This window comes from Paenibacillus silviterrae (genome assembly GCF_030167925.1).
Classification (GTDB): domain Bacteria; phylum Bacillota; class Bacilli; order Paenibacillales; family NBRC-103111; genus Paenibacillus_G; species Paenibacillus_G silviterrae.
The window spans coordinates 172,957-195,510 of the sequence record NZ_JASKUT010000001.1 but is presented as its reverse complement, the minus strand read 5'-3'; the positions used below and the strand labels follow the sequence as shown (position 1 = coordinate 195,510).

The window sequence follows — 22,554 nt, the reverse complement described above, 5'->3', positions numbered from 1 at the left end:
CTTTACGCTAGATGCTCAAATTATAAACGTCCGGGAGGGACACTGTCAACACGGCGCGCCTTTTGACGGATTCGGTATAAAAAAATTACTCCTACACCCAGTTTTCAATTGACAATGATTCTCATTCGTAATACAATAAAAACATCAAATGAAAATCATTCTCATTCAAAGAAGAACCCTTCCCTCAAACCTCAGCAAAAACCTCTCCACGCCATGGGAGAGGTTTTTGCTTTGGATCAGTCCGTCCAGCGAAGGGACGTGATCAGCTTATGCTTAAACAGCTGCATGAGAAAGTCCGGATAATAATCGTTGCGGACAACCCATTGATAGCCATCGGAATGAGCGTAGAACAGCACATCCGTCATGACCTCATTGGCCTCAAACTCATCGCGAATCCGTTTGACGGCTTTTTCCGCCTCCGCATTCACTGCCGGGAAACGCAGCCAGACATCCACGTCGTCCCCGTTCTTTTGTTCTTCTATCCTTACTAACGTTTCATCGTATTCGTAGCTTATCATCGGCTGCTCTCGCCTCTTTCCTGCTCATTTCGGGCATTATTCTCTATTTTCTATTATTTTACATCAAATAGCGTAAATAAACATAGGCGTGAGCGATGATGATGGACAGAATCATTAACGGAAACGCCACCTTGAAATACGCCATGAAGGAAATCCGATGCCCTTCCCTCCCGGAAAGACCCGCGACAATCAGATTCGCGCTTGCACCGATCAAAGTACCGTTCCCCCCAAGACACGCACCGAGCGCAAGGCTCCACCAGAGCGGCTCCAGGTCCGTCATCCCCATAACGCCCATTTCTTGAATCATCGGGATCATCGTCGCCACAAACGGAATGTTATCCAGGAAGGCGGAAGCAATCGCACTTAACCACAAAATCAGGGAGGAAGTCGCAACCAAATCGCCCCCGGTCACTTCCATGGCATATTTCGCCAGCTTGGCAATGACCCCCGTCTCCACTAAGCCCGAAACAAGCACAAACAAGCCGACGAAGAAAAAGATGGTTGTCCACTCCACTTTATGCAGCGCCTTCTCCATGGTGTGTTCTCCTGTCCAAAGCAGCAGCAGGAACGCGCCGGTCAAAGCGACGGTTGCCGATTCCAGATGAACGATCTGGTGAATAAAAAAGCCGAAGATCGTAAGCCCCATAATGGTGATGCTTTTCTTCATAAGGGCATGATCCCGAATCTCCGCCTTCTCGTCCAGCGTCATTAGGCTTTGGCGCAGCTGTTCGGTTGTTTGAATCTGTTTGCGGTAAAACAGCACGAAGAACGGAATCGTAACTAACAAGATCAGGAAGGAGATCAAGCTCAGGTTCTCGATGAATGCCATGAACGTCAGCTCCGGCACGGCACTGCCGATCATGATGTTCGGCGGGTCCCCAATGAGCGTCGCGGTTCCTCCAATATTAGAGGCCATGATCTGAGAGATCAAGAACGGAACCGGATTTACCTTCAACTGCCGCGTAATGCTGAATGTGACGGGAACCATAAGCAGCACGGTGGTAACATTGTCCAAGAAGGCCGACCCTACGGCCGTTACGATGCTCAACACGATGAGGATCCGTACCGGATGACCCCCCACCTTTTTCGCGGCCCAAACGGCAATATAACGAAACAAGCCCGTTTCGGCCGTAACCCCTACGATAATCATCATCCCGATGAGAAGTCCCAGCGTGTTAAAATCAATGTGATGCATGGCCGCCTCTTGACTGACGATCCCAAGCACCACCATGACCGCTCCTCCGAGCATTGCGATGATGGTCCTATGAACCTTTTCCGAGATAATGAAGCCATACGCCAATAAAAATAAGGCCGTTGCGATCCAAGCCTGCTGTTCCATCTTACTCCCTCTTTCCTTAAATCCGCCAAAAAACACAGAAAGAGCCCTTGGTGACAGGCTCCTCCATGAAAAAAAGCTATGATTTTTGTATTTTGTCCAGAATTACTATAAAGGCTTATCCTTTTTTTTGTCAAGTCGGTTTGCGATGTATGTAATACATAAACACGTGCTGGAGGATGACTTTCATTACGGCGAAGAAGGGAACGGCCAAGATGAGTCCCACTACCCCGGCAAACTCCCCGCCTACCAATAGAGCAAAAATGATGAGCAAGGGGTGCATCTTGAGTGAGCGTCCGACCACTTGGGGAGAGATGACATTCCCTTCTAAGATTTGGCACGCTAAATTCACCAGCGCAACCAGCATGACCATTTTGATCGAGATGGTGGAGGCCACAATTAGCGCGGGCGCGGCGCCCAGGAACGGACCAAGGTAAGGCACGATGTTAAAGATGCCGACTACACACGCAAGGAGCAGCGCATACGGCATGCCGATCAGCCAATAACCGATATAGGCCAACACGCCGATAATGACGCAAACAAGAAACTGGCCGCGGATATAATTCCCTAAAGCCGTATCGATATCTACCAGCATGGTCACGATCGACTTGCGATGCGCCTTGGGCACAATGGCAAGCGCCGTCTTCTCAATCAATTGAAAATCCTTCAGGATGTAGAAAGCCACAAACGGGATGATGAAAATCAGAAACAGCGTATTGATCGTCGTTCCGATTTCCTTGATATAATCTGCAATGGCCAGTGAGATCCCGTCCTCCACCTTGGCAAGCGACGTATTAATGCCAAGCCGAACGCTGTCCGGCAGGAATTGAAGGTCATTCAAGTCGTCTACCAGACTCTGCGCTTTAAACGCCAGATCCGGCATATGCTCGTTCAGCTCCTGCAGCTGCTTGAGAAAAATGGGTATCATATTCATCATGACCACCGTGAGCGATGTAAAAAATAATGCATAGATTAGTAATACGGCGATCGTGCGCGGCACCTTCCTGGCATTAAGCAGCGTAACCACCGGGTTCAGCACGTAGGAAATGATCATCGCAATCACGAAGGGTGTGAGCACCTCGCGCAGGAAGTCATACACACTGACAATGATCGGTTTGATTTGGAGGAGCATGAACAGGATAAAGAGTGCAAGCAGCGTATAGATCATTCCTGTAAACAAATGATTATTTTTGAAACGGTCCATAGGCACCTCCTACACGCTTGAGCCTTTTTGGCTCTAAGTTCCGGGCTCTTTACAGTATATGTACAACCCGCCCACTTTAACCCTTGGCCGCTTTTCCTGGAAAAGGGACATATCCCCCCATGTGCATGAATAAAATAATAACAAAAAACACCGCTGCTGCAGAAGGACTGCAGAGCGGTGTAAAGATCGATACAAGCGTTATGACTAAAAATAAGCGGGCTTCGCCTAGTTGGCGTGAACCTGCGGCATTTCCTCTTCAAAAAACAAATCGTCCAACGAGCTCAACGTGCCGTCCTCTTCCACTTGGAATACGGACATCTTCTCGCCGTTGACCGTCAATTCAATAAAGCAGCCCCAGCAATAAAATTGATGCGAGCCGATTTTCCCAATATCTTTGGAATTACAATTTGGACAACGTAACATCCTCATCACCCTATTCTTCTTTTGGTACGAAGATTTCCTCTAACGCTTCGCTGCAGTGTACGGGGACGATGATCGCGTCCTCACCCACAGTAACCGATTCAGGGAGCGGCAGCCATTTGCGGCCATCCTTCAGATCAGAAATGAAACCCTCGGTTAATTCATATCCTATTACCTTTTTACCCCATTCCGGTTCCAAATAAACATCCTCGATAACACCGAGCTGTTGACCGTTCACCGTAAGAACGGGAAGACCTTTAATTTTGCGTGATCCGCTGAGCAGCGATGCGGCTGCTTCCGGCGCCTCTTCAACGGGCCGAATGACGTCGGCATTCTCAATCGTAACAGCGTCCTCGCCCAGGGCGATCACGTCTTTCCAATGAATGCACGTTGCTTCGGAGAACCAATGCTTGGTCTCAAGAAGCAGTGCTTCGATCTCCCAGCGGTCGCTGAGCAAGAAGTCTCGGGCATTGCCCACTTGTTTGCCTGTTTGAACGCATATGACCGGTAGTCCGATGACATCCCTTGCTCGTTTCACTGGCGGTTCTCTCCTGTGCGCAAATGTTAAATTACTCGTTTTCTTTGCCGGGCTTCGGGAAGAGGGGTGGGTCTCCGGTCGCTCTTAAAATGGCTGCGACCCATCCCCTGCTCCCCTGTCGCGCAAAGAAAAATATTAATTAAACATTTGCTTAAACTGTATTACGCAGACGTCCCGTGATGGTTTCAATTTGCCGGGCAACGTACACAATTTGTTCAAAATCGTTGCTTCCGCCGAAGCTGAAACGAATGGCGGAACGGGTTACTTCATCTGGCAGCTGCATCGCCTTAAGCACGTGGGACACCTCTAGAGAGCCGGAAGTGCAAGCGGAGCCGCTGGAAGCCGCAATGCCTGCCAAATCCAGGTTCATCAGCATGGTTTCCGTTGAGATCCCAGGAAAGCTGATATTGACGATATGGGCCAGACGCTCTTCCGGGTGACCGTTGACGACAAACCCCTCTTTGCCAAGCCGTTCCTCAAGCTGCTGTATGAATCCTTGACGTAGTTTTTCCAAGTTTTGTTGCAATTCATACTTGCTCCGGCTATAAATTTGTACAGCCTTCGCGAAGCCTGCGATGCCAGCCGTGTTCTCTGTTCCGGCACGGCGCTTGCGTTCTTGGGTTCCACCGTAAAGCAGCGGCTGGAACCGGACATGCTTGCTTATATATAACGCGCCGACCCCCTTGGGGCCACCCAGCTTATGCGCGGAAAAGCTCATCAAATCCACCGGCAGCCGCTGCAAATCGATATCCACATGACCTAAGGCTTGCACTGCGTCACTATGAAATACGATGCCCCGGCTGCGGGCCAGCTCGCCAATGGCTTCAATCGGCTGAAGCGTACCCACTTCATTGTTCCCGTACATCACGCTGATCAGAATGGTATCGGGACGAATGGCCGCTTCCAAATCGGACAATCGAATTTGGCCTCTCTGGTCTACAGGCAGATAGGTTACCTCATAGCCCATTCGTTCCAAGTGCTCGCATGCGTGTAGTACCGCATGATGCTCGATTTCCGTTGTGATGATATGCTTCCCTCGAGATTGATAGGCTTCAGCGACGGAGAATAAAGCGGAATTGTCGCTCTCCGTCCCCCCGGAGGTAAACACCAGCTCGGAGGGATTGCATCCGATGAAGCTTGCAATAGTGTCCCTTGCCCGGTTCAAGGCGGCCCGGGCTTCCCGTCCTGCCTGATGTGTGCTGGAGGCATTGCCGAAATGACCTGTCAGTAACGGGAGCATGGCCTCGATGACTTCCGGATGCACCGGCGTCGTCGCGGCATGGTCGACATAGATAAGTTCCAAATGATTCACCACGAGTTCCGCTAAATATAGAACATATAATTATCGCTGTGACCGCTGTCCTTAAAGGAAATCAAGTCGGCCAGCGTCGTCGAATCCAGAACGGCTGCAATGCTGTCGCGAATTCTTACCCACAAATCCCGTTTGGCAGGGTCGTCCTCTTCCGTGAAGTCCACCGGACTGATAGGCCCTTCCAGAACGCGAATAATATCACCGGATGTAATTTCTTCCGGCGCTTTAGACAATATATAACCACCGTAAGCACCGCGTACGCTCTTAACTAAACCGACATTGCGAAGCGGAGCGACCAGCTGCTCCAAGTAGTGCTCCGAAAGCTGATGCTTTTCTGCAATACTTTTCAGTGAGGTGGGCCCTTCTCCGTATTTTGTCGCCAGTTCCATCATGATCGTCAATCCGTAGCGGCCTTTCGTTGAAATCTTCAAATCAGAGCACCTCATTTACTTTACATTTCATACATACTTGTATCATTATTATGTTATCATAAAACCCCCGGCAGTGGGTGAAAAACCTTGACATATTGTTGAAATATTTTATTCTTTGGGGAATCCTATGTATAATACAAGCTATACTTTATGAAGCAAAGAGAGGTATTGATATAGATGGCTACCAAACCGCGCGTTGTTTTAGGCATGTCCGGAGGCGTTGATTCCTCCGTTTCGGCCCTGCTGCTTAAGGAGCAAGGCTATGAAGTCATCGGCGTGTTCATGAAAAACTGGGACGATACCGACGAATTCGGTCACTGCACCGCCGAAGAGGATGCGGAGGATGTCCGCCGCGTCTGCGACCAAATCGGCATTCCCTATTATACGGTAAATTTTGAGAAACAATACATGGACAAGGTGTTCAATTACTTTTTGGATGAATACCGTAAGGGCCGGACGCCCAACCCGGACGTCATGTGCAACCGGGAAATCAAGTTCGGTGAATTTCTGCAAAAGGCGCTGGAGCTCGGCGCAGATTATATCGCGACCGGCCACTATGCCCGCGTCGATCACAAGGATGGAAAGTATCGGCTGCTCCGCGGAGTGGATAACAACAAGGATCAGACGTACTTCCTGAATGCCCTGAATCAGTATCAACTGTCCAAGGCAATGTTCCCGATCGGGCATCTGCCGAAGCCGGAGGTAAGAGCCCTTGCCGAGAAAGCCGGACTAGCTACCGCTAAGAAGAAGGACAGCACGGGGGTGTGCTTCATCGGAGAGCGCAACTTCAAGGAATTTCTCAGCGGCTACCTTCCTGCAAGGCCGGGAGAAATGCGCACCCTGGAGGGCGAGGTCAAAGGGCGCCACGATGGACTGATGTATTATACCCTTGGTCAACGGCAAGGGCTGGGCATCGGCGGCTCGGGCAGCGGGGAGCCTTGGTTCGTGGCCGGCAAGGACCTTGAGCACAATATCCTTTACGTAGTACAGGGAGAGAAGCATCCGAGCCTGTACTCGAGCGGCTTGCTTGCCACGGACGTGAATTGGATCAGCGGCGAAGCTCCTGCCGAGATCAAGTGCACGGCCAAGTTCCGTTATCGCCAGCCGGATCAAGGCGTCAGCGTTCGTTTCGGTCCCGGGGGCACGGCCGAGATTACCTTCGACCAGCCGCAAAAGGCGATCACTCCCGGTCAATCCGTGGTCTTCTACGACGGTGAGGTATGTCTCGGCGGAGCAACGATCGATAAGATGGTCAAGTAGCACGTGCTCTTTATGTCTAACAAAAAACGGCGCAGCAGGTCCATCCTGCTCGCCGTTTTTTCTATCCTTCAGCCGCTTCCGGAGCGGCATGGCTGCCCTGCTCCATTTTTCGAACCAAAATCCTTGCGATTCTTAGCTGATCCGTCTCATGAACGATAAATTCATAAGTGTCGTTATATCTTATGCTCTGGTGCTTCTTCGGGGGGATCTCCACCTGCGAGTAGACCCAGCCGCCTATCGTATCGTAATCGTCCGACTCGATCTCCAGCCCGAAATAGCTGTTAACCTCTTCAATGAGCAGTCTTCCGTCGATCGTATGGGTCCCGTCCTCCAGCTTCTCGATATGAGGCCGTTCCTCATCGAATTCGTCCTGAATTTCGCCTACAATTTCCTCGATAATGTCCTCAAAGGTGACAAGTCCCGAAGTACCGCCGTATTCGTCGATCAGCAGCGCCATTTGCGTTTTTTTCTTCTGCATCAGCTTCAGCAGGGCACTGATCTGCATCGATTCCGGCACCTTGGTCAATGGCCGCACCAGACTCGTAATACCGCTTACAGGATTATCGGTTTTCAAGAGATCCTTGATATGTACGAAGCCGATAATATTGTCCTTATCGGGATCACACACCGGGTATCTTGTGTGCATCTCGCTGATGGCGATTTCCTTGTTGGCTTCATAGGACAGCTGGGAGTACAGACACACCATTTCCGTTCGGGGGATCATAATCTCCCGGGCGTTCGTTTCCGCAAAATCAAAGATGTTATCCATCAGCGCGAGCTCCGTGTTGTCAATCAAGCCGCTTTTGTTGCTTTCCTTCATCAGCACGCGAATTTCCTCTTCCGTATGGGCGGAATGTTGCTCCTCCGTAGGCTCGATACCGGCCCGGCGAAGCATCCAGGACGAGGTCCCGTTCAGAAACCAGATGAAGGGATACATCAGCTTATAAAACAAAACCAGGGGCAAAGAAGATAGCAGCGTGACTTGCTCGGATTTGCGAATCGCGTAGGTTTTGGGAAACTGCTCGCCTAAGGTGATATGCAGCACCGTGATGAGTGTAAAAGCGATGATAAAGGCAATCGTATGAATAACCGTCTGTGGCAAGTGCAGCGGTTCCAAAACCGGCTCCAGCAGTTTAGCGATCGCAGGCTCCCCGATCCAACCCAGTCCGAGCGATGCCAGCGTGATGCCCAGCTGACAAGCGGAAAGATAAGCGTCCAGGTTGTTGATAATCGATCGAGCCAGCTTGGCGTTTCGATGGCCTTCCTCCGCTAAGGAGTGAATCCGGCTGTTTCGCACCTTCACCATGGCAAATTCCGCGGCGACGAAAAAGCCGTTCAAGAACACCAGCAGCAGCACTAAACTGACATTGATCAGCATCGGTAACGAATCACTGTCCAAACAGCTCCCTATTCCCCCCGACCTGCAGCCCTCGAGCAGCGTGCCTTACGGATCCGGGATGAATAGGACCACCTCCCTCAGCATTCAGATGTATTATTCATTTTATATATGAAATTGTCAGACTAGAACGAAAACTTCCGAAAATGTTACCGATGGCCCGTTCGTCTCCTCCGCTCTTGATTTTGCCTGATTTTGTCCTCCATCCCTTGCTCCGTCGCCTCATAGAAATGCGCGGTTTTGATCGGATCCGGCAAATATTGCTGCTCCACGTAATGCCCCGGGTAATTGTGGGGATATAAATAGCCCGTATGGCCTAATTGAACGGATCCTTTGTAATGACCATCGCGCAAATGCAGGGGCACCTCAGCCGAGCGGATCCCTTCGAAGGCCTGCATCACCCGGTCTATCGCCATCGGGATCGCATTGGATTTGGGGCTTTCGACAGCAAACAGGATCGCTTGGGCAATCACATATTTCGATTCGGGCCAGCCGATCTTATGATAGGCGTCCATTGCCGTCACAGCTTGGACCATAGCCTGAGGGTTCGCTAATCCGATATCCTCGCTGCACATGACGATCAAGCGGCGCAGAAACGTCATCGGATCCATCCCCAGCCGCTCCACCGCGTGGAGAAACCAGAAGAGCGCCGCATCGCTGGAGCCGCGGAGGCTTTTGTGAAAGGCGGACAGCACGTCGTACTGCGTCGATTCATCCGCCTTAATCGTCGGCTTGCGGATCGATTCCTCCGCTACCTCCGTGGTAATGACAATGGTGCCGTCGTTGGACGGAGGGGTCGTTAAAGCGGCCAGCTCCAGCGCGTTCAAGGCGCGGCGAATGTCTCCGCCGGCCATGAAGGCCAGGTGCTCCAAAGCCGCCTCCTCTACCTGAAGTGGAAGAAAGCCAAGACCGCGTTCTCGATCGGCTAACGCTCTTCTCATCGCGATAAGCGAATGCTCGTGGGTTAACGACTCCAGCTGAAACAACGTAGAACGGGACAGCAAGGCCCCGTTCACATGATGGAACGGATTTTCCGTGGTGGCTCCGATGAAGATGATCGTCCCCTGCTCCACAGCCGGAAGCAAAGCATCCTGCCTGGAGGAATTAAAACGGTGTACCTCGTCGAGGAACAGGATCGTCTTCTTGCCGTACAGCGCCCGGTTCTGCTTCGCCTGATCGATGACCTCCCGAACGTCCTTCACCGTAGCATCCACTGCGTTCAGCTTTACGAAGATGCCCGAGGTCCGATGCGAAATGATGTTGGCGAGGGTCGTCTTCCCGGTACCCGGCGGTCCGTACAGCAGGATGGAGGTCACCTGATCCGCCTCGATTGCACGACGGAGCAGCTTGCCGGGACCGACGATGTGCTCCTGCCCGATATATTGCTCCAGGGTCAGCGGCCGCATCCGGTCGGCGAGCAGCTTGCCCTCCGGACTTTGCTCCGCTGCCATAGTAAATAAGTCCATGATGTTCTCACGTTCCTTTGCCGATATTTCAAATGAGTTGTGCTATACTTTCATTTCTTCGTGGTGAATGGCCGAAGTTTCGATTTGAATCGTCGTATGCTGAATGTGAAATTTCTCGGCAATCAGCCGGATCGCTTCCTGCAGAACTCGCTGGTTATCTTGATTGTCATTAATCAAGAGATGACAGCTCAAGGAATCCAAGCCTGACGTAATGGTCCAAATATGGAGATCGTGAACATCTTGAACTCCCTCGATGCTTTCCAATGCTTGTTTTACTTCGGATGGGTTGACGGCGACCGGTGCGCCTTCCATGAGAATATGAACGGTATGCTTGATCACAGCCCAAGCCCCTTTAAGAATGAGCAGCGCCACCAGTACGCTGATAATTGGGTCCGCAATATACCAGCCGAAGAGCAGCATCACCAAACCGGCCGCGATAGCGCCAACCGACCCTAGGGCATCGCCAAGCACGTGAAGATAAGCGCTTCGCAGATTGATGTTGTTTTTCACATCGCCTTTGCTCATTAAAGCCCAAGCGCTAAGAATATTGGCCAAAAGTCCCACCGATGCGATCAGCATCATGGAGCCGCTGGCTACCGCCGGTGGCTGCAGGAAGCGTTCATAGGCCTCCCATATGATAAATCCTGCCACAACGAACAGTGTGATCCCGTTAAAAAGGGCAGCCAAAATCTCAAAACGATAAAAGCCGTAGGTTTTGTTCGGCGAAGCCGGCTTGGCCGCGAACCAGACAGCGACCAGACTAAGCACAAGGGAGCTGGAATCGCTCAGCATATGTCCGCTATCGGATAAAAGCGCCAGACTGTTCGTAATCAAACCGCCGAAAAACTCCAAGATCATAATGCCGACCGTAATACATAAAGCAATCGTGAGTCCTTTTTTATTTCCGTTCGGGTCAAAATGGTGGTGATGTCCGTGGTGTCCGTGTCCATGATGATGCCCATGACCATGACCGTGATCGTGATGATGCGAGTGGTCGTGCCTGTGCTTGTGATCGTGACTGTGACCCTGTTCGTGCTTGTGGTCGCAATCGCCATGGTCGTGCTTGTGATCATGCGTACTCATTATGTTCCCCTCCTAAGTATGCTCCGAGTGGCTAATCGCTTGATTCAACAGAGAAATGACGTGACTGTCATCGCAGGAATATATCATCGTCGTGCCTTCGCGGCGGCTTTTCACCAGCCTCATCGTTCTCAAGAAGCTTAATTGATGTGATACGGCGGATTGAGACATCTCCAACACCTCTGTCATGTGGTTCACCGAGCATTCCTCCTGCGATAACATGTGCAGGATACGAATGCGGGTCGGATCCGATAACGCCTTGAATATTTGCGATACTTGTTCTACCGTTTGAGGTTTTAGAAACGAGTGTTCTTTTGCTTCCATACGTAATCCCGCCTCTTCACTATATGTATAATATGAGCATATGTTCATATATAAGATTATCGACTCCAAACTAAATTTTGTCAAGAAAAAGAGCACGCTCCCCCGATCCATCGAATGGCGGATCGGGAGGCATGCTCTATTCAAACTTTGGCTTTATTGAATTCCGGCTTTCTTCAACAAATCTCGAACGACGACACTGACCATGATCAGCCCCGCTACCGGCGGTACAAAGGCGTTGCTGGCGGGAGGCTGCTGCGCCTTGCGGATTTCCGGCGCATTCTCAGGCACGATGCGCTGCGTGACATCCACGCGAGGCTTCAACGGCTCCTCGGTAGAGTAAACCACCTTCACGCCCTTCTTGATGCCTTCCTTCCGCAGCTTATGGCGAATCACACGTGCAAGCGGATCGATCTTCGTCTGCGAAATGTCGGCCACCTGGAACTTGGTCGGGTCCATCTTGTTGGCTGCGCCCATGCTGGAGATGATCGGAATTTTCCGCTCCAGACATTGCTTGATCACGTGAATCTTATAGGTCACCGTATCCGAAGCATCAAGCACGTAGTCGAGCGGGTATTCGAACAGCCGCTCGTACGTCTCTTCGGTATAAAACATCTTCAAGGCGACGGCATCGCATTCCGGATTGATCTGGGCGATGCGTTCCTTCATAAGCTCGGCTTTCGGCTGGCCGACGGTGGACAGGAAGGCGATGACCTGGCGGTTGATATTGGTGATGTCCACGACATCCTTGTCGATCAAAATCACTCGCCCTATTCCGGTGCGGGCCAGCGCCTCGGCCGCGATCGAACCGACGCCGCCGATGCCAAGCACCGCCACCGAGCTGTTTTTCAGAACCTCCAAGCCTTCCGGCCCGACTGCGAGCTCCGTACGGGAAAACTGATGGAGCATATCGTAACGACTCCTTATCGAGTAAAGGTTATTTCGAGGACGGCTGCTTGAGCGCCAAACGAATGGACAGCTGCTCAAGCTGCTTGTCTTCGACCGGCCCCGGAGCATCGGTCAGCAGATCCGTAGCGCTGGCCGTCTTCGGGAAGGCGATCGTCTCGCGCAGATTCGTGCGACCCGCGATCAGCATGACCAGACGGTCGAAGCCGAAGGCGATACCGCCGTGCGGAGGCGTGCCGTATTCGAACGCTTCCAGCAGGAAGCCGAATTTCTCTTGCGCTTCTTCCTTGGAGAAGCCGAGCGCTTGGAACATTTTCTCCTGAACCTCGCGCTTATAGATCCGCATGGAGCCGCCGCCCACCTCGTATCCGTTCAATACCAGGTCGTATGCTTGCGCACGGATTTCGCCCGGATCGGTATCGAAGAGATGCAGATCCTCTTCCTTCGGACGAGTGAACGGATGGTGCTCCGCCACATAACGCTTCTCTTCCTCATCCCAGCCTAACAGCGGGAAATCGACAACCCATGCGAATTTGAACTCGCTCTCGTTGATGAGACCGAGATCCTTACCGATCTTCAGACGCAGGTTGCCGAGAACATCCGCAACCACCTTCTTCTTATCGGCCGAGAACAGCAGCAGGTCGCCCTCTTGTGCTTCCAGGCGCTCCTTCAGCGCTTCCAGTTCCTGCTCGTTGAAGAACTTCACGATCGGACCCTTCAGCTCGCCTTCCTTGTAAGTCATCCAAGCGAGACCCTTCGCTCCGTAGCGTGCCGCATAAACGCCGAGATCGTCGATCTCCTTACGGCTCCAGCTCGCGCAGCCCTTTGCGTTCAGTGCTTTCACTTGGCCGCCGCCCTTAATGACATTGGCAAACACCTGAACGCCGGAAGCGGCTACGATGTCGGATACATCCTTCAACTCGAGACCGAAGCGCAGGTCCGGCTTGTCGGAGCCGTATTTGCCCATTGCATCGGCATAGCTGATCCGTTGGAACGGACGAGGAATATCAGTTCCGGTAGTTTCCTTGAACAAACGCGCCACCAGCTCTTCCATCAGCTCGAGCAGCTGATCCTGCGACAGGAAGGACGTTTCAATGTCCACTTGCGTGAATTCCGGCTGGCGGTCCGCACGCAGGTCCTCGTCGCGGAAGCAGCGGGCGATCTGATAATAGCGCTCCATCCCGCTGACCATCAGCAGCTGCTTGAAGATCTGCGGAGATTGCGGCAGTGCGAAAAATTCGCCCGGATGCACACGGCTTGGCACGAGATAGTCACGTGCGCCCTCCGGCGTGCTCTTGGTCAAAATCGGAGTTTCCACTTCAACGAAGCCGTTGTCGTCCAAGAAGTCGCGGAACAGCTTTGCTGCCTTGGAACGGAGCATCAGCGTGCGCTGCATTTCCGGACGGCGAAGATCCAGGTAACGGTACTTAAGGCGCAGCTGCTCGTCGATTTCGATGCCATCCTCGATGAAGAACGGAGGGTTCTTCGCTGCGTTCAAAATTTCGATCTCGGTTACTTGAATTTCAATTTCGCCGGTAGGCAGGTTCGGGTTCACCGTTTCCGGGTCGCGGGTAATGACCTTTCCTTTCACGGCAAGCACATATTCGTTACGAGCGCGATCGGCTATAGCGAGAGCCTCTCCGGAGAACTCCGGGTTACATACGATCTGAACCAGTCCGCTGCGGTCACGAAGGTCGATGAACAAGACGCCGCCCAGGTCGCGCCGGCGCTGCACCCATCCATTCAATACAACCGTTTCTCCTACATTCGCTTTGCTTAGCGCGCCGCAATGATGTGTTTTTAACAACATACCTGTTACCTCCAAGTGTAGTAAATTTATATAAGAATTATACGTGTATCCGCTGTTTCACCGTTTCGACGAAGGCTGTGAGCGGCAGTGTTTCCTGTTCCCCTGTCGCCATCGCCTTCAGGGTAATCTCACCTCGGGCCAGCTCATCTTCCCCGAGAATCGCCACATAAGAAGCATGGTAGCGGTCCGCTGACTTCATCTTCGCTTTGATCTTCCGGTTGAGATAATCCTTCTCCGCCGTCAGCCCGGCAAGACGCAAGCCCTGCAGCAGCTTCACGGTTTCCTTCTCCGCCGCTTCGCCAAGCCCGATCAAGTACACGTCAAGCGGCTTCACGCCCGGAATCTCAACGCCTTGCGCCGCAAGCACCAGCAAAATGCGCTCCATGCCAAGACCGAGACCGACACCCGGCTGATCGTTGTTCCCGCCGGCGATTTGGCCTACGAGCCCGTTGTAGCGTCCGCCGCCGCCGATCGTATCGATCGCACCGATACCGGCTGCCTTATACTCGAACGCGGTATGCGTATAGTAATCCAGTCCGCGGACCAAACGAGGGTTGAGACGTACGGGAATCTCCATTGCCTTCAGATGCTCTTGAACGGCCTCGAAGTGAGTTTGGCACTCCTCATCGAGATGCTCCGTAATCGTCGGCGCGCCCTCGCCATACTTCTGGTCGATCTTGCAATCGAGTATCCGCATCGGATTGCGGTCATAGCGAGATTGGCAGTCCTTGCACAGCTGCTCCTTCACCGGAGCGAAGAACTTCTGAATGTGCTCCCGGTAGGCGGCTCTTACGGCCGGCGTTCCGACGGAGTTGAGCTCCACCGTTACGTCCTTCAGCCCAAGCTCCTTGTAGAAGGTATAGCCCAAAGCAATGACCTCCGCGTCGATGCTTGGATCCACCGAACCAAAGGCTTCGATCCCGAACTGATGGAATTGGCGGTAGCGTCCCGCTTGCGGCTGCTCATAACGGAACATCGGTCCGATGTAATACAGCTTGCTTACATCCGGCTCTCCGTACAGCTTATTCTCCACATAGGCGCGCACCACGCCGGCGGTTCCTTCCGGACGCAAGCTCATGCTCCGGTCGCCCTTATCGATGAAGGTGTACATTTCCTTCTCCACGATGTCCGTCGTCTCGCCAACGCCCCGCTGGAACAGCTCCGTGTTCTCGAACACCGGTGTGCGGATTTCGCGGTAGTTGAAACGCTGGCAGATGTCTCTTGCTTTCGACTCGATATACTGCCACTTTTCGATTTCACCCGGCAGCAAATCCTGTGTGCCTTTCGGCTTTTGAATGCTCATTTGTAAACCGCTCCTTCCTTTGTGAAAATAAAAAATCTCCCGCCCCTGAACAAATGTCAGGGACGAGAGACTTGAACGCAACATTCATTAGCTCCCGCGGTACCACCCACGATTCGAAGAAGCGGCACGAAACCAAAGCTTCTTCACACTCATACGGTTAACGCCCGCGCACGCAAACGGCTACTGCAAAGCTTAAGGTAAGCTTCGGTTCCCCGTTCGTCCTCCGGGAGGTCTGTTCGTCCGATTCGCTTAAGGAAGCTTACAGCCCAAGGCTTCCCTCTCTGGATAAGCGCCAACTCGAAGTACTTTGTCCCATCAACGGATCACATTGTGATAATTAGGTTCTATTCTACCGATACCCATTTCCAATGTCAAGAAAAAAGGTGTAATTTCGACTTCTTCCGGCACCTATTTTCGGATCTTCGCAAAAAGATCCTTCAGCACCATATAGGTATCGCCATTGGTCAGCTCCTGCTTGTTAGCAATCAGGTCGACGGTCGCTTGCGTCAAATATCCTTTGCTCAGCATCGCCTGAACGGCTGAGCCCTGCGGGGCTTCCTGCTTCGTAACCAGGGCGACCATCTGCGCTGCAGCCTCCAGCGTGACGGGCAGTGTCTTCGCATCGGTTCCTTTGGCTATAGCCGCTGAAGGCGAGCCTGTCAGCACATCCGGCTTCGATTTCTTCGACCCCTCCAGCAGATTGATAAATCGCTGCTGGTTAGACTTCGCATCCAGCTGGAAATCATTAGAGTAACCGCCGCCCGCAAGACCTAGCGACATCGCCACCTTCAGGCCCTCGTAAGACTTATGCTCCATGAACGTCTTCCAGCCCTTGTAGGCTTTATTCGTCTCCGGCAGATTCATTGCTTTAATATCAAACGGCTTAAGCACAACACCCTGTGCATTCAGTGTATCCTGCAGCTTAGCAATCGATTCCTTGGAGGCGGACAGCTGACGGAATGTCATATTCTGCTCCTTCGCGATCTTCACGGAAGCGCCTGCCGCTTGAGCGGCGGCCATTCCGACCGGAATCACCCGAGCCGTGCCGTGCGGCAGCGTGTCATAGCTCGCAGCACGTCCGACAACCAGCAGCCCGTCCACCTTCAGTGGGACAATGCTGCGGTAAGGAATGGCGTACTGAAGCGGCACGCCTACGACCGAGCCCGTATCGGCAGGGGATAACCGTTGAATATCGATCGGATAAGAGCCGAACCCGATGCGGTCCCACTGATCGCGATTTTCCATCACGTCCAGAATGCTCAGGCGGTATTCCCCTTGGATATGGCGGGTTTCCCGTACATACAGCTCCGGCGCCGTAGCGTCCAGCTCAATGCCGGCAAGCTCGGGATACTTCTTCTTCATGTAGTCGACGATAAGCGGAAGCTCCTTCTTGCCAAGCTCGAACGCTTCCGCCCGGGATTTCGGATCCGTTCCGTCAATCCCGAAGATTTGCAGCGCATTGATCAGCATCGTGTTGTTGTTCTGTCTGCCGATATTCAGTCCTCGCATGGCGACGCGATCCTTGTTCACCGGCGGGTAATCCTTCATGTCCTTGTAGCCCCACACGCTCATCGCGTTCGCGCCGGTGCCCTCATCCCCATCGGCCTCCATCCGCTTGGACATGGCATTCCAAACCTCCGGCGTGATGTTCTTCAAGCGGAATACAAGCGTTACCGCCATCTTGGACTTCTTATCGCCGATATCCTCGCGGCCGTAGGTGTACGGGACCCCGGCAGCAGCGGCGATATCCGCATCCTGCGTCGCATCGATCACGGCGCGTGATTGTACGGTTTTGACCGAGCCGTCCTGCTTCGTAATTTTTACGCCGGTCATGGCGGAGCCGTTAAGAACAGGCTCAATCGACTTGGCCAGCAAATGGACGTCGATGTTCTTCTGCTCGGCGACAAGCTGATTGAACACATTCGCCGCTGTAATCACGTCGAAGGAGTCGCCCTCCACCTTTTTGTACCACTCCGTAAAAATGCCCTGGTTCAAAATCTCCTGCTTATGCAGCACGCCCCGGTCCGGCTCATAGTTGTTGTCCAAGCTGTTCAGCCAACCAAGGGTCATCAGGCCCCCGAGAATTTCCCGGTCCCGGCCGTCGACCAGCAGCGTGCTGAGACCGTTCCTTGCGGCCGAAACCGCTGCGGCAACCCCCTCCGGATCGGTACCTACAACAATGACGTCATAGCTGTCCTTCGGATCTTTGACCGTCTTGACTGCGGTGAGCTCCTGCGCCTGGCCCACCTGACCTTTACTTTTGATGTATCCCTTGCTCTTCAGAACATAAGCAGCCCCAACGGCTCCCACCAACAGGATCATAAAGATTAAGTACAATACGGCTATCGTCTTGGCTTTCCTTGCTTTGGAAGACATGATACACCTCGTATGGAATGGATAATTGCTTAATTGCAGGGCTTTAAGATGAATGATTCATCTTAAAGCCCACTAACTACGGTATTTTGTGGAGGATAAGGTGAAGAAATATGCTTACAGTGCCAGAATTCGAACATGGTTCATCCTTTAAGCCAATGTAAGATGATTTTTTCACCTTACACTAGAACATACATTCTGATTAGGCTGTGTAGCGTGAATTTATAACGCTACCGCCTCAGCTCTGTGCCGAAGCCATATACGCATCGTTCAGCAGCTTGATTTTCTTATCGATGTATTCCTTGTACGATTGGTTGTACGCCGACGGCTCCTTCGGATTCGGGAATCGTTCGATGCGCTGCTCGTAGCCTTCTCCATCCTCATGCTCGACCTTCGGGTATAGAATTTTGCTTACGGCGCCGCAGCCCAATCCGATGATCGTCTGGCGCTCCTCCATCATGAGGATGTTGTACAAGCTTTCGTAGCCCTCCAGCGAATAACCGACGTTCTCCTGATTGCCGAGAATGTTCTTCTGCCTGTACATGTAGTACGGCTGATACCCATGCTCCTCCGTCCACTCGGCAGTCGAGCGAATCATCTCCGTAATCTCGTCGCGCTCGGCTACTTCATAATCTTCCTTGTTCTTCGTCATTCTCGAAGCCCGTTTGAAGGAAAGAGTATGCACCGTCAAGGACTCCGGAAGCAGCTCCGTCGTACGGTCCAGCGTCCGTTGAAGCTCGGTCATTCCTTCGTTCGGGAGGCCGATGATCAAGTCCATGTTGATGTTGTTCATGCCCATCTCGCGCGCCAGCCGGAATTTATCCAGCGTCTCCGTGACGGTGTGATGACGGCCGATAGTATCCAGCGTCGCCTGCGTGAAGCTCTGCGGATTGATGCTGATGCGGTCGACGTTCCATTTCTGCATGACGCGGATTTTATCCTCCGTGATCGTATCCGGACGGCCGGCCTCGACGGTCAGCTCCCTCACCTGATCCATCGCCGGAAACGACTCATGCATCGTGACGAAGAGCGCATCCATTTGCTCGGCCGTAATACTAGTCGGCGTCCCCCCGCCCCAATAGATCGTGGTAATCGTAAGACCCGCTTCCTTCATCCAATCGCCCATAGCGCGGATCTCGTAGTGCAGTCCTTCGAGGAAGGCTTCCACGGAGCCGTTGTTCCCTCGAATATCGTAGGCAGGGAACGTACAGTAAGCACACTTGGTCGGGCAAAACGGAATGCCGATATACACGCTGATCTCGCGATCCAGCTGGAACAAGTCCGGGATGACGCGCAGCTGTCTCTCCGCAATGCCTGCCAGAAGCTCCACCTTCGGCTCCGTAACCAAATACTCCTCGCGCAGCAGCTGCTTGCAGTACTCGAGATCGTGCTTCATCATGAGATTGTGCATCAGCTTGGTCGGCCGGACACCCGTTAGCGTTCCCCATGCCTGCTCCATGCCCGTGTACTGCTGTAACACCTGAAGCAGTCCGTAGCCGACAGCTCGCTTGACCGTCCGCTTCAGTCCTTCCTTCCGGGTGTCCAAGCTACGCTGATGGCTGCTCTGCAGCACGCTGCCCGTCGCCGTCTCCGTAAGCCGGAGGTCCGCACGAACGACTTGCTTCTCCAAGTCGGTAGTAATTTCAATCCTTGCGCTCAAGTCCGCATCATCCGCCGGATCGAACGTCAATTCGACCTCCTCAAAGAACAGCTTGCCTATATGAAAAATTTCGGTCGATTGCTCGGTAAAACCGATCCGTTCAATTTGTATTTTCAAATCCATGCACCTCCTGGAAGCCCAAAACAAAACTATGACTAGTTTAGCACAATTGCCGTCCCGAGGAAAATAAAGAACCGCAGCAGCCCTACTCAAGGCTATCCTGCGGTTCCAAAATACTGTATTCAGCTATCGAACGGTCTTGCGCGGCATCATCTTCAACCCTTCGCTTACCGAACTGTACATGCTGTTCATCTCAGCGGGGTCCCAGCCGGAGGTCTGGAGACTTAACGCCTCCTCCAGTCCACCCATGGACAGCTGCTGCTCCGGCTTTGTCATAAGCTGTTCTTTCGAGGAACGGTACATGGCGCTTAACTCCTTCGGCCCAATAGGCATCATTTAAGTCCTATTTTCTCCAAAAGAAGCCGTTCCTATCCGTTACCTGCTTTCGAGAATCAGCGTTACGGGGCCGTCATTCACCAGTGAAACGTCCATCATGGCGCCGAAGCGTCCCGTCTCCACCTGAAAGCCCTGATCCCGCAGCAGCTCGTTAAACCGTTCATAGAGCGGCTCTGCCTGCTCCGGTCTTGCCGCCGCCATGAAGTTAGGCCGCTTGCCCTTGCGGGTATCCCCGTATAGGGTAAACTGCGAGACGGAAAGAATTTGCCCCCCCGTCTCCTTTACGGAAAGGTTCATTTTGCCCTCGCTGTCCTCGAAAATTCGTAAGCCTGCTATTTTATCCGCGAGATACGCGGCGTCCTTGTCCGTATCCTCGTGCGTAACGCCGACCAGAAGGACAAGCCCGTGCTCAATCCGGCCTACCGTCTCGCCCTCAACGATAACCTGTGCCGCTTTACTGCGCTGTATGACTACTCTCATTCTGCTAACGCTCCTAAGCTTCTACGATTGCATAATGCGTGTTACCGAATAAACGTCCTTCACCCGTTTGATCTTCTCCACCACAGAGTGCAGATGATCGATATTGCGGATCAGAATCGTCATGTGAATCATCGCCATCTTGTTCTTATCGGAACGCCCGGAAACTGCCGAAATGACGGTCTTGCTCTCGGAGACGGCCTGCAGCACCTCGTTCAGCAAGCCTCTCCGGTCGTGGCCGGTGATCTCGATCTCCACATTGTAGTTGGCTTCGATATCATCCGCCCATTCCACTTCAATGACACGATTGCCCTCTTCGCCCATATCCGGGGCCGGAATGTTCGTGCAGTCAAGCCGATGCACCGATACCCCGCGGCCACGTGTAATGTAACCGACGATCCGGTCACCCGGCACCGGATTGCAGCAGCGTGCGAAGCGAACGAGCAGGTTGTCCACACCCTTGACGCGAACGCCGTTCGTCGGCCTTCCGCGCCGCTCCGGGTTCGGCGCCTTCACTTCCTTGATCTCGTTCGTCAGCTGCAGCGCCTGCTGCTGGGCTTCCTCGGCCTCCTTGCGGGCCTTCTCGGTCAGCCTGGTAACGATCTGTGCCGCCGTAATTCCGCCGAAGCCGACCGCCGACATCATATCTTCGATTTCATTGAAATTAAATTTCTTCGCTACCTCCATCAGCTCATCATCTTTCATGATGACCGACGGCTCGAACCCAAGTCGCTTGACCTCGCGTTCGATCAGCTCCTTGCCCTTGAGTACGTTCTCCTCGCGCTTCTCCTTCTTGAACCATTGACGAATCTTGCTCTTCGCATGGGAGGATTGGGCAATCTTGATCCAATCCTGACTCGGGCCATAGGAATGCTTGGAGGTGAGGATCTCAATGATGTCCCCCGTCTTAAGCTTATGATCGAGCGGGACGATCCGCCCGTTCACCTTGGCACCGATCGTGCGGTTGCCGACCTCCGTATGAATCCGATAGGCAAAATCAAGCGGCACGGAGCCGGCCGGAAGCTCAATGACCTCACCCTTTGGCGTAAAGACGAATACCAGGTCCGAAAAGAAATCCATTTTTAGCGATTCTACGAACTCCGACGCATCCTGAGCCTCATTCTGCAGCTCAATGATTTCCCGGATAAAGTTAAGATTATCTCCGAAAGCATCGGCTCCTGAGGTAGCCGTACCTTCCTTGTACGCCCAGTGGGCGGCTACCCCGTACTCGGAGGTCCGGTGCATATCGAAGGTGCGGATCTGCACCTCCAGCGGCTCGCCCTTCGGTCCGATCACCGTAGTGTGAAGGGATTGGTACATGTTCGGCTTCGGCATGGCGATATAGTCCTTAAACCGTCCCGGCATCGGCTTCCATAACGTGTGAATGATCCCCAGTGTAGCATAGCAATCCCTGATGTTATCAACGATGATACGAAGGGCCAGCAGGTCATAAATTTCATTGAACTGCTTGTTGCGGACCGTCATCTTCTTATAGATGCTGTAAATGTGTTTGGGACGACCGGAAATGTCTCCCTCAATGCCCATTTCGTGAAGCTTATCCTTCACGTTCATGATGACATCGTTGATATACTGCTCGCGCTCCGTCCGCTTCTTCTGCATCAGATTGACGATGCGGTAATACTGCTGCGGATTCAGATAGCGCAGGGCGATGTCCTCCATCTCCCACTTGATGGCCGAAATCCCGAGCCGGTGAGCGATCGGGCAGAAAATCTCCAGCGTCTCGTCCGCAATGCGGCGCTGCGCCTCTTCCGATTGATGCTTCAGCGTACGCATGTTATGAAGCCGGTCGGCAAGCTTGATTAATATGACACGGATGTCCTGGGCCATCGCCACGAACATTTTCCGATAGTTCTCGTTCTGGTGCTCTTCCTTGCTTTTGAATTTGATCTTCTCCAGCTTGGTCAGGCCGTCGACAATCTTGGCGCACGCCGGACCGAACCGGTCCTGAACGCTCTCCAGCGAAACCGTAGTATCCTCCACTACGTCATGAAGCAGCGCAGCAATAATGGAGATCGTATCCATCTGCATGTTCACAAGAATTTCAGCGACGGCGAGCGGGTGCAGAATATACGGCTCCCCTGACTTGCGGACTTGGCCATAGTGGGCTTGGTCCGCGAATTCATAAGCTTCCCGGATCCGAATCAGGTCGCTGTCCTTAATATATGTGGATGCCTTCTCAAGAAGCTGCTCTATCCCCATCGGCCCATCCATTCCCTTAGTTCGATTTTTATTCATTATGCCTGTGAACATGGTACTACGTCAAGGA

General features: G+C 52.8%; 20 protein-coding genes. 1 reads left to right on the top strand and 19 read right to left on the bottom strand.

Annotated features, from left to right (window positions below; translation table 11 throughout):
• Positions 1-236 precede the first annotated feature (236 nt).
• From QMO62_RS00905 to cymR, 7 genes are all read right to left on the bottom strand, one after another.
• The gene (locus tag QMO62_RS00905; protein WP_284637990.1) at positions 237-518 is read right to left on the bottom strand and encodes a hypothetical protein; all 282 of its coding nucleotides are present in this window, start codon (positions 516-518) and stop codon (positions 237-239) included.
• A 58-nt stretch (positions 519-576) separates the two neighbouring features.
• Positions 577-1,857 carry an ArsB/NhaD family transporter gene (locus QMO62_RS00900; RefSeq protein WP_284637988.1) on the bottom strand — a complete coding sequence of 427 codons (1,281 nt, stop codon included), beginning with the start codon at positions 1,855-1,857 and terminating at the stop codon, positions 577-579.
• A 130-nt stretch (positions 1,858-1,987) separates the two neighbouring features.
• Complete coding sequence (locus tag QMO62_RS00895; RefSeq protein ID WP_284637986.1) at positions 1,988-3,058, bottom strand: AI-2E family transporter; 1,071 nt, start codon at positions 3,056-3,058, stop codon at positions 1,988-1,990.
• A 225-nt stretch (positions 3,059-3,283) separates the two neighbouring features.
• Positions 3,284-3,481, bottom strand: a complete 198-nt coding sequence (locus QMO62_RS00890) for a YrzR-like zinc ribbon domain (RefSeq protein WP_014371928.1) — start codon at positions 3,479-3,481, stop codon at positions 3,284-3,286.
• 10 nt (positions 3,482-3,491) lie between these two features.
• Positions 3,492-4,016, bottom strand: coding sequence for a PRC-barrel domain-containing protein (locus tag QMO62_RS00885; protein WP_284637979.1), 525 nt, complete (start codon positions 4,014-4,016; stop codon positions 3,492-3,494).
• A gap of 151 nt (positions 4,017-4,167) precedes the next feature.
• Complete coding sequence (locus QMO62_RS00880; protein WP_284644819.1) at positions 4,168-5,319, bottom strand: cysteine desulfurase family protein; 1,152 nt, start codon at positions 5,317-5,319, stop codon at positions 4,168-4,170.
• Between the two features lie 20 nt (positions 5,320-5,339).
• Complete coding sequence (gene cymR / locus QMO62_RS00875) at positions 5,340-5,759, bottom strand: cysteine metabolism transcriptional regulator CymR (RefSeq protein ID WP_284637978.1); 420 nt, start codon at positions 5,757-5,759, stop codon at positions 5,340-5,342.
• A 177-nt stretch (positions 5,760-5,936) separates the two neighbouring features.
• On the opposite strand from cymR, the gene mnmA reads away from it, so the two are divergent.
• Positions 5,937-7,019, top strand: a complete 1,083-nt coding sequence (gene mnmA / locus QMO62_RS00870; RefSeq protein ID WP_284637976.1) for a tRNA 2-thiouridine(34) synthase MnmA — start codon at positions 5,937-5,939, stop codon at positions 7,017-7,019.
• A 61-nt stretch (positions 7,020-7,080) separates the two neighbouring features.
• Here mnmA and QMO62_RS00865 read toward each other — a convergent pair whose 3' ends face one another.
• The 12 genes from QMO62_RS00865 to QMO62_RS00810 form a co-directional block, all read right to left on the bottom strand.
• The gene (locus QMO62_RS00865) at positions 7,081-8,397 is read right to left on the bottom strand and encodes a hemolysin family protein (RefSeq protein WP_284637974.1); all 1,317 of its coding nucleotides are present in this window, start codon (positions 8,395-8,397) and stop codon (positions 7,081-7,083) included.
• Between the two features lie 167 nt (positions 8,398-8,564).
• The gene (locus QMO62_RS00860; protein WP_284637972.1) at positions 8,565-9,881 is read right to left on the bottom strand and encodes a replication-associated recombination protein A; all 1,317 of its coding nucleotides are present in this window, start codon (positions 9,879-9,881) and stop codon (positions 8,565-8,567) included.
• A gap of 42 nt (positions 9,882-9,923) precedes the next feature.
• Positions 9,924-10,964 carry a cation diffusion facilitator family transporter gene (locus QMO62_RS00855; protein ID WP_284637970.1) on the bottom strand — a complete coding sequence of 347 codons (1,041 nt, stop codon included), beginning with the start codon at positions 10,962-10,964 and terminating at the stop codon, positions 9,924-9,926.
• A gap of 12 nt (positions 10,965-10,976) precedes the next feature.
• Positions 10,977-11,285, bottom strand: a complete 309-nt coding sequence (locus tag QMO62_RS00850) for an ArsR/SmtB family transcription factor (protein WP_284637968.1) — start codon at positions 11,283-11,285, stop codon at positions 10,977-10,979.
• Between the two features lie 153 nt (positions 11,286-11,438).
• Positions 11,439-12,191, bottom strand: coding sequence for a tRNA threonylcarbamoyladenosine dehydratase (locus QMO62_RS00845; RefSeq protein WP_284637966.1), 753 nt, complete (start codon positions 12,189-12,191; stop codon positions 11,439-11,441).
• Positions 12,192-12,219: 28 nt separating this feature from the next.
• Positions 12,220-13,998, bottom strand: a complete 1,779-nt coding sequence (gene aspS, locus QMO62_RS00840; protein ID WP_284637964.1) for an aspartate--tRNA ligase — start codon at positions 13,996-13,998, stop codon at positions 12,220-12,222.
• Positions 13,999-14,035: 37 nt separating this feature from the next.
• Complete coding sequence (gene hisS / locus QMO62_RS00835; RefSeq protein ID WP_284637962.1) at positions 14,036-15,301, bottom strand: histidine--tRNA ligase; 1,266 nt, start codon at positions 15,299-15,301, stop codon at positions 14,036-14,038.
• 408 nt (positions 15,302-15,709) lie between these two features.
• Complete coding sequence (locus QMO62_RS00830; RefSeq protein ID WP_284637960.1) at positions 15,710-17,677, bottom strand: FAD-dependent oxidoreductase; 1,968 nt, start codon at positions 17,675-17,677, stop codon at positions 15,710-15,712.
• Between the two features lie 235 nt (positions 17,678-17,912).
• Positions 17,913-19,457 (bottom strand): coproporphyrinogen III oxidase, encoded by a 1,545-nt coding sequence (locus tag QMO62_RS00825; RefSeq protein WP_284637959.1) that lies wholly within the window; start codon positions 19,455-19,457, stop codon positions 17,913-17,915.
• Between the two features lie 123 nt (positions 19,458-19,580).
• Positions 19,581-19,790 (bottom strand): hypothetical protein, encoded by a 210-nt coding sequence (locus QMO62_RS00820; RefSeq protein ID WP_284637957.1) that lies wholly within the window; start codon positions 19,788-19,790, stop codon positions 19,581-19,583.
• Positions 19,791-19,829: 39 nt separating this feature from the next.
• Complete coding sequence (gene dtd / locus QMO62_RS00815) at positions 19,830-20,270, bottom strand: D-aminoacyl-tRNA deacylase (RefSeq protein ID WP_284637955.1); 441 nt, start codon at positions 20,268-20,270, stop codon at positions 19,830-19,832.
• Between the two features lie 21 nt (positions 20,271-20,291).
• Entirely contained in the window at positions 20,292-22,487 is a 2,196-nt protein-coding gene (locus QMO62_RS00810; protein WP_284644818.1) for a RelA/SpoT family protein, read from the bottom strand.
• Between the last annotated feature and the right edge of the window lie 67 nt (positions 22,488-22,554).